Origin of the sequence: Nocardia sp. NPDC059764 (genome assembly GCF_042732555.1) — a bacterium.
Lineage (GTDB): Bacteria > Actinomycetota > Actinomycetes > Mycobacteriales > Mycobacteriaceae > Nocardia.
Genome location: NZ_JBHWHH010000045.1, coordinates 37,569 through 45,669 on the forward strand (window position 1 = coordinate 37,569; position 8,101 = coordinate 45,669).

An 8,101-nucleotide genomic window follows, 5' to 3' on the forward strand; every position below is an offset into this window, starting at 1 on the left:
TTCGGGACCCGCCGGCGTCTCATGGTCATGACCACCACCGCGAACCGCGCCGATGCCGCCGACCAGCGGTATCACCTCGCCGTGGGCCTGAAACGCTCCATCGACAAGGTGTTCCCGACGCACTGGTCGTTCCTGCTCGGGGAGATCGCGCTGTACAGCTTCATCATCCTGCTGCTGTCCGGCGTCTACCTGACGCTGTACTTCGAACCGTCGATGACCGAGGTCACCTACAACGGCGTCTACCAGCCGTTGCGGGGCGTGCGGATGTCCGCCGCTTACCGCAGCGTCCTCGACATCTCCTTCGACGTGCGCGGCGGACTGTTCGTCCGGCAGGTCCACCACTGGGCGGCTCTGCTGTTCGCGGCGTCGATGATCATCCACCTGTTCCGGGTGTTCTTCACCGGCGCGTTCCGCAAACCCCGCGAAGCCACCTGGGTGATCGGCGCGATCCTGTTGATCCTGGCCATGTTCGAGGGCTACTTCGGCTACTCGCTGCCCGACGACCTGCTCTCCGGCACCGGCCTGCGCTCACCGCTGGGTGGCATCACCATGGCGGTCCCGGTGGTGGGCACCTGGACCCACTTCTTCCTCTTCGGCGGCGAATTCCCCGGCACCGTCCTGATCCCGCGGCTCTACATCACCCACGTGCTGCTCTTCCCGGGCATCATGCTGGCCTTGATCGGTGCGCACATCGCCCTGGTCTGGTACCAGAAGCACACCCAGTTCCCCGGTCCCGCCCGCACCGAGCGGAATGTGGTGGGCGCGCGCACGCCCTGAAATTCGATGTCTCGCTCGACGCGACGACCTGGTTCTTCCGGATCGCGCTCCTGCTGGCGCCGCCACTGGCCTACACCGTCGCCTACCGGTTCTGCCTGGGACTACAACGCAGCGACCGGGCGGTACTGGAACACGGGATCGAGACCGGGATCGTCAAGCGGCTGCCGCACGGCGAGTACATCGAGGTGCACCAGTCGCTCGGGACGGTGGCATACCAAGGCGCGCCGGTTCCGAAGAAGATGAGCAAGCTCGGAGCCGCGGGCGCACCCGGAATCGGCGGGTTCCTGACCGCGGATCCGGCCGCCGAGCGCGAGGCCCTCACCGCCTCGAGTCATCATGAGGAGCGCGCGCAGCTGATGGTGCTGAAAGCGAAGCAGGACAACGGGAGTCGAGCATGAAACTCCGGACACGCACCGGCGACGGCGAATACGGACTGCTGGTGGCCGCCGCCACCGCGTACGACATGCAGTCCGCGCGCCACGTGCGGCAGCTGCTGAACAATCACGGGGTGCGCGCCACGCTGGGCCCGGCGCGCATCCACCGGTGGCGGAACCTGAAGGACCACTTCCGGATCCTGGTGTTCCCCGAGGACGCCGTGCGCGCCTACGACGTCCTCAGCCGCCTCGGCTGATCAGAGCTTGGTCAGGGTCCGGCTGTAGGACGGGATCAGCCGGATCTTGCCCGCGGTGCCGAAGTCGATGGTGACGGTGGCCAGCGCCCCGAAACCCTCCGCCGCGATGACCCGGCCCAGACCGTACTTGTCGTCATTGACGCGATCGCCGACCGCCAGCACCAGACCGGTGTTGTTGCGCTTGACCCCGGCCGCCGCCGGAGCGGGCCGCCCCTCGCCGCGACCGCGCAGTCCGGGACGGGAGTCCGACCAGCCGTCGCCGCGCGTCCAATCCCGTTCCAGGCCGTCGTCCTCGCCGCGGCGGCGGAAACCGCGCGACTGCGAGGGCGTCGGCTCCAGCCGCTGCCAGTCCATCAGATGACCCGGAATCTCCTGGAGGAAGCGGGATTCCGGATTCGACACCGGCTGCCCCCAGCCCGAACGCACCACCGCGCGGGTCAGATACAGGCGCTTGCGGGCACGGGTGATGCCGACGTAGGCCAGCCGGCGTTCCTCCTGCAGCTCCGCCGGATCGCCCAGCGCGCGCATGTGCGGGAACTGGCCGTCCTCCCAGCCGGTCACGAACACCACCGGGAACTCCAGGCCCTTGGCGGTGTGCAGGGTCATCATGGTGACCACGCCCGAACCCTCTTCCGGGATCTGGTCCGCGTCGGCCACCAGCGAGACCCGTTCCAGGAACGCCGCCAGCGACCCGGGCTCCGGCTCGCCCTCGGCCTGCTCGGGCACCAGGCCCTCGTCCCGCGCGGCCTCCACATTATTGCGCGCCTCGGAACTGAATTCCCGTGCGACGCTGACCAATTCGTTGAGGTTGTCGAGCCGCGCGCCGTCCTGCGGATCATCGGAGGCCTCCAGCTCGGCCCGGTATCCGGTGCGATCCAGCACGGCCTCGACGATCGAACCCACATCGGGGAAGTCCACGGCGGCCGCGCCGCCAGTGTGCTCGGTGGCCTGCGCCCCGGTCGCCCGGATCTCCTCCAGCAGCTCCAGGAATCCCGAAATCGCCTTCTGCGACCGGGAGTTGAGCAGCGCGACCTTGCCCGCCGCGGCATCCCGCAAGGCCTGCGCGAAACCGATGTTCCGCTGCTCGGCGTGCACGGCCACACACGCCTCCGCGCGGTCGCCGATACCGCGGCGCGGGGTGTTGAGCACCCGGCGCAGGCTCACCGCGTCGTTCGGATTCTCCAGCACCCGCAGGTAGGCCACGATGTCGCGGACCTCCTTGCGCTCGTAGAAGCGGACGCCGCCGACCACCTTGTAGGGCAGGCCCATCCGGATGAAGATCTCCTCCAGGGCGCGCGAATTGTTGTTGGTGCGGTAGAAGACCGCCACATCCGCGTAGTTGGCGTCGCCCTGATCCACCAGCCGGTCGATCTCGCGGGCCACGAACGAGGCCTCGTCGTGCTCGTTGTCGGCCACGTACCCGACGATCAGATCGCCGTCGCCCTGATCGGTCCACAGCTTCTTGTCGCGGCGGCCCTCGTTACGGGCGATGACCGCGTTGGCGGCGGTCAGGATGTGCTGGGTGGAACGGTAGTTCTGTTCCAGCAGAATGGTTTCCGCGTCCGGGAAGTCACGCTCGAACTCCTCGATATTGCGGATGGTCGCGCCGCGGAAGGCGTAGATCGACTGGTCCGCGTCACCCACCACGCACAGTTCCGAGGGCGGCACCCGCTGCTCGGAGCCGGTGTCCGGGTCATCGCCCCACACCCCGCCGCGGTGATGGCCGACCAGCTCGCGCACCAGCACGTACTGGGCGTGGTTGGTGTCCTGGTACTCGTCGACCAGCACGTGCCGGAAGCGGCGGCGGTAGTACTCGGCCACCTGCGGATGCCGCTGCAGCACCGACACCGTCTCGCCGATCAGATCGTCGAAGTCGAAGGCGTTGGCCGCGCGCAGCCGTCGCTGGTACTCGCCGTAGACCCGCGCCACGATGCGCGGCAGCTCGGCCTCCTCGGTCTCGGCGTCGGCGGCGGCCTGGGCGGCGTCGATGAGCTCGTTCTTGAGGTTCGAGATAGCGGTGGCCAGCAGGCGCGGCGTGTACTTCTTCGGGTCGATCTCGAAATCGCGGATGATCATGCCCAGCAGCCGCCGGGAGTCGTCGGCGTCGTAGATGGAGAAGTTGGAGTTCATCCCCGTCAGCAGCGACGCCTGGGTGCGCAGGATGCGCACGCAGCTGGAGTGGAACGTCGACACCCACATGCCCGCCGCGCGCGGGCCGACCAGCCCGGCGACGCGTTCCCGCATCTCGGCGGCGGCCTTGTTGGTGAAGGTGATGGCCAGGATCTCGCTCGGACGCACCCCGCGGGCGTCGAGGAGATAGGCGATACGACGGGTCAGGACCGCGGTCTTTCCAGAACCGGCCCCGGCCACGATCAGCAGCGGGGTGCCGGTGTGCATCACCGCGGCGCGCTGTTGCGGATTCAATCCCTCGAGCAACCGTTGGGTCTTCTGCTCGTCCTGAGCCACCGTCGTATTCATCGCCCATCCACGCTACCGGCGCGCACCGACAGCCGTCGGGCGGGATCGCACAGGTGTCCGATTAGTGCCGGTCCGGCGAACTTCTGGTGAACCATGTGACAGGAGGAAACTCAGGAGATTCACAAACGTACCCGTTTTGCTCGGGTACCTCCCCGTGGCAGACTCGTCCCATGACCGGCTCGACCGCGGTGCGACACACCTGCCCACCCAGGGCACAGTGCATCTGAGCCCGATCCCGGGGAGACAATGATTTTCCAGGGGGGACAATGTATGGCCGACAGGTCAGATTCTTGGTGAAGAACCGATCGGTAACAGGATGGGTCCACCCGCCGATCGACGTTCTGGACCACGAGGAGTTGAAAGTATGAGCATCTCGACGACGGGACATTCCGAGTCTGCCACCGGCTCGGACTCCGCCCCGCTGCCCTCCGAAGCGGAGATCGAAAAGCTGCGCCTGGAGATCGACAAGCTGGACGCCGAGATCCTCGCGGCCATCAAGCGCCGCACCGAGGTCTCGCGCATCATCGGACGGACCAGAATGGCGAACGGCGGGCCCAAGCTCGTCCACTCCCGCGAGATGAAGGTACTCGAGCGATTCAGCGAGCTGGGTCAGGAGGGGCACACCCTCGCCATGCTCCTGCTGCGTCTGGGCCGAGGCCGGCTCGGGCATTAACAGCTCTCGTGACCCTCAGGGGTTTCACCCCTGAAACCCACGGACCTTCCGACTCGGGAAGGTCCGTTAACGCTGAGCGCCGCTCGACCCGATACAACGGGCGGTGCGTCGCGAATCGCGGGCACACACAAGCCACGCTGCATGCGGAGCCACGGATGCAGCATCCCCAGGCCGCCCCGGGTGTCTCGACCCCGGGGCGGTTCTTCGTCTGCCTAGGGCAGGGCGATGTACTTGGTGTCGAGGTACTCCTCGATGCCCTCGTAGCCGCCCTCCCGGCCGAAGCCGGATTCCTTCACGCCGCCGAAGGGCGCGGCCGGGTCGGAGATGACGCCGCGGTTGACCCCGACCATGCCGGTCTCCAGGCCCTCGGCGACCCGCAGCGCCCGGTCCAGACTGCGTGTGTAAACGTATGCGACCAGGCCGAATTCGGTGTTGTTGGCCGCCGCCAGACCCTCGGCCTCGGTGTCGAAACCGACGATCGGGGCGACCGGGCCGAACACCTCCTCCCGCAGGATGCGGGCCTGGGACGGGATGTCGGTGAGCACGGTGGCCGGGTAGAACCAGCCCGCCCCGCCCGGGGCCTTGCCGCCCAGCCTCACCTGCGCGCCCGCCGACACCGCGTCGTCCACCAGATCGCTCACGGTGTCGAGCTGGTTCTCGTTGATCAGCGGGCCCAGGGTGGTGTCCGGGTCCACGCCATTGCCCAGCCGGTACTCGGCCATGGCCGCCACCAGCTTGTCGGTGAATTCCTGGCGAACCGAATTCTGGACGTGGAAACGGTTGGCCGCGGTGCACGCCTCACCGCCGTTGCGCAGTTTGGCCAGCACCGCGCCCTGCACGGCCGCGTCCAGGTCGGCGTCGTCGAAGACCACGAAGGGGGCGTTGCCGCCCAGCTCCATGGAGGTGCGCAGCAGGCCGTGCGCGGACTGCTCGACCAGCTTCTTGCCGACCGGGGTGGACCCGGTGAAGGTCAGCTTGCGCAGGCGCGGGTCGTTCAGCAGGGGAGCGGTGACCGCGCTCGACCGCGAGGTGGTGATCACCGACAGCACACCGTCAGGCAGCCCCGCCTCGCCGCACAGCTGGGCCAGCAGCAGCATGGTCAGCGGGGTCTCGCCCGCCGGCTTCACGATCATGGTGCAGCCCGCCGCCAGCGCCGGGCCGATCTTGCGAGTTCCCATGGCCAGCGGGAAGTTCCACGGCGTGATGGCCAGGCAGGGTCCGACGGGCTGCTTGTGCACCAGGATTCGGCCGGTGCCGCCCGGGGCCGCCTGGTAGCGGCCGTGCACGCGGACCGCCTCCTCGGAGAACCAGCGGAAGAACTCGGCGCCGTAGCGCACCTCATTGCGGCTCTCCGGCAGCGCTTTACCCATTTCCAGGGTCATCAGCAGCGCGAACTCGTCGGCCCGCGCGGTGATCGCCTCGAAGACCGCGCGCAGGACCTCCCCGCGCTCGCGGGCCGGGGTCGCGGCCCACTCGGCCTGCACCGCGGCCGCCGCGTCGAGCGCTCGCACGGCGTCCTCGGGAGTCGCGTCGGCTACCCGCGCGATGACCTCGCCGGTCGCCGGATTGTGGACGGGGAAGGTCGCGCCTCCGGTGGCCTCCACCGGCCCGCCGATCCAGAGCCGCGTGGGTACAGACGAAAGAAGCTCAGTCTCAGACACCATGCCCTCAGCCTAGGACCGAGTGCGATGTCTCGCTCACAGGTTCGCGGCCGTCTCGATTCTGGACCGACGGAGCGGGGGAGCGAAGCGGAGGAGCGGAGGAGGGAAGAATCGAGACCTCGGGGCCGCGAACGCCGCCCGGAGCGAAGCGGAGGGCAAAATTGGCACCGTGGTTGTAACCTCGGCGATCGTGAGCAGCGACATCACCGCGTCGGCGGTCTGGCGGAAACTGCACGATCATCACTCCTCCCTGGCTTCGCGGCATCTTCGTGAGTTCTTCGCCGAGGATCCCGAGCGCGGCCGGGAGCTGATCGTGCGGGTGGGTGACCTGCACATCGACTATTCGAAGCACCGCGTCACTCGCGAAACCCTGGACCTACTGGTCGAATTGGCGGAGACGGCGGAGGTGGAACGCCGCCGCGACGCCATGTTCGCGGGGGAGCGGATCAACACCTCCGAGGACCGTGCGGTCGGGCACGTCGCGCTGCGGGTCCCCGCGGGCGGCCACATCGACATGGACGGCGAGGACGTCGTCCCCGAAGTGCAGGACGTGCTGGAGCGGATGGGCGACTTCACCGACGCTGTCCGCTCGGGGCAGTGGCGCGGCGCGACCGGCGAACGCATCACCACCGTGGTGAACATCGGCATCGGCGGTTCCGACCTGGGCCCGGCCATGGTGTACCTGGCGCTGCGGCACTACGCGGACGCCGGCATCGCCGCCCGCTTCGTCTCGAATGTCGATCCGGCAGACCTGGTTTCGAAGCTCGACGGCCTGGACCCGGCCACCACGCTGTTCATCGTCGCCTCCAAGACCTTCTCCACTCTGGAGACGCTCACCAATGCCACCGCGGCCCGCCGCTGGCTGGTGGCGGCGCTCGGCGAGGACGCGGTCGCCAAGCACTTCGTGGCGGTGTCCACGCACGCGCAGCGGGTGTCCGACTTCGGGATCGACACCGCCAACATGTTCGGGTTCTGGGACTGGGTCGGCGGCCGCTACTCGGTGGACTCGGCCATCGGCCTGTCGGTCATGGCGGTCGTCGGCAAGGAGCGCTTCGCCGAGTTCCTGGCCGGAATGCACACCGTGGACGAGCATTTCAGGAACGCGCCACTGGCCGAGAACGCGCCGGTCCTGCTCGGCCTGCTCGGCGTCTGGTATTCGAACTTCTTCGGCGCCCAGTCCCGCGCGGTGCTGCCGTACTCCAACGACCTGGCCCGCTTCCCGGCCTACCTGCAGCAGCTGACCATGGAGTCCAACGGCAAGTCGGTGCGCGCCGACGGCTCCCCGGTCACCATCTCCACCGGCGAGATCTTCTGGGGCGAGCCCGGCACCAACGGCCAGCACGCCTTCTATCAGCTGCTGCACCAGGGCACCCGGCTGGTGCCCGCCGACTTCATCGGATTCGCCCGTCCCACCGACGATCTGCCCACCATGGACGGCACGGGCAGCATGCACGACATCCTGATGAGCAACCTCTTCGCCCAGACCAAGGTGCTGGCCTTCGGCAAGACCGCCGAGGAGATCGCCGCCGAGGGCACCGCCCCGAACCTGGTGCCGCACAAGGTGATGCCCGGAAACCGGCCCTCCACGGCCATTCTCGCGCCCCAGCTGACCCCATCGGTACTCGGACAGCTCATCGCCCTGTACGAGCACCAGGTCTTCACCGAGGGCGCGATCTGGGGCATCGACAGCTTCGACCAGTGGGGCGTGGAGCTCGGCAAGCAGCAGGCGCTGGCGCTGGCGCCGTTGCTCACCGCAGCGGAAGATCCACAGCCGCAGGCGGACTCCTCCACCGACGCGCTGATCGGCTGGTACCGCGCTAATCGGCACTGACCGGGGTGCCCGGCGAGATACGAGAAAAGGCGCGTCCCGCGGGACGCGCC

At 68.3% G+C, this 8,101-nt stretch carries 5 protein-coding genes and 1 pseudogene; 4 read left to right on the top strand and 2 right to left on the bottom strand.

Annotated elements, in window-relative coordinates:
- The first annotated feature begins 27 nt into the window (after positions 1-27).
- Positions 28-1,175, top strand: a pseudogene (locus ACFV4K_RS13070) (cytochrome bc complex cytochrome b subunit).
- Positions 1,172-1,408, top strand: coding sequence for a hypothetical protein (locus tag ACFV4K_RS13075; protein ID WP_379274578.1), 237 nt, complete (start codon positions 1,172-1,174; stop codon positions 1,406-1,408). Before ACFV4K_RS13070 ends, ACFV4K_RS13075 begins: the two are co-directional and overlap by 4 nt.
- Here the strand turns inward: ACFV4K_RS13075 and pcrA are convergent, their stop codons facing one another.
- Positions 1,409-3,886, bottom strand: a complete 2,478-nt coding sequence (gene pcrA, locus ACFV4K_RS13080; RefSeq protein ID WP_379274580.1) for a DNA helicase PcrA — start codon at positions 3,884-3,886, stop codon at positions 1,409-1,411.
- Between the two features lie 364 nt (positions 3,887-4,250).
- Between pcrA and ACFV4K_RS13085 the strand changes: the two genes are divergently transcribed.
- Positions 4,251-4,559 carry a chorismate mutase gene (locus tag ACFV4K_RS13085; protein WP_357091322.1) on the top strand — a complete coding sequence of 103 codons (309 nt, stop codon included), beginning with the start codon at positions 4,251-4,253 and terminating at the stop codon, positions 4,557-4,559.
- A gap of 212 nt (positions 4,560-4,771) precedes the next feature.
- Here ACFV4K_RS13085 and ACFV4K_RS13090 read toward each other — a convergent pair whose 3' ends face one another.
- Complete coding sequence (locus ACFV4K_RS13090; RefSeq protein ID WP_379274582.1) at positions 4,772-6,223, bottom strand: NAD-dependent succinate-semialdehyde dehydrogenase; 1,452 nt, start codon at positions 6,221-6,223, stop codon at positions 4,772-4,774.
- A 187-nt stretch (positions 6,224-6,410) separates the two neighbouring features.
- Between ACFV4K_RS13090 and pgi the strand changes: the two genes are divergently transcribed.
- Entirely contained in the window at positions 6,411-8,051 is a 1,641-nt protein-coding gene (pgi, locus tag ACFV4K_RS13095; protein WP_379274584.1) for a glucose-6-phosphate isomerase, read from the top strand.
- Positions 8,052-8,101: the final 50 nt, after the last annotated feature.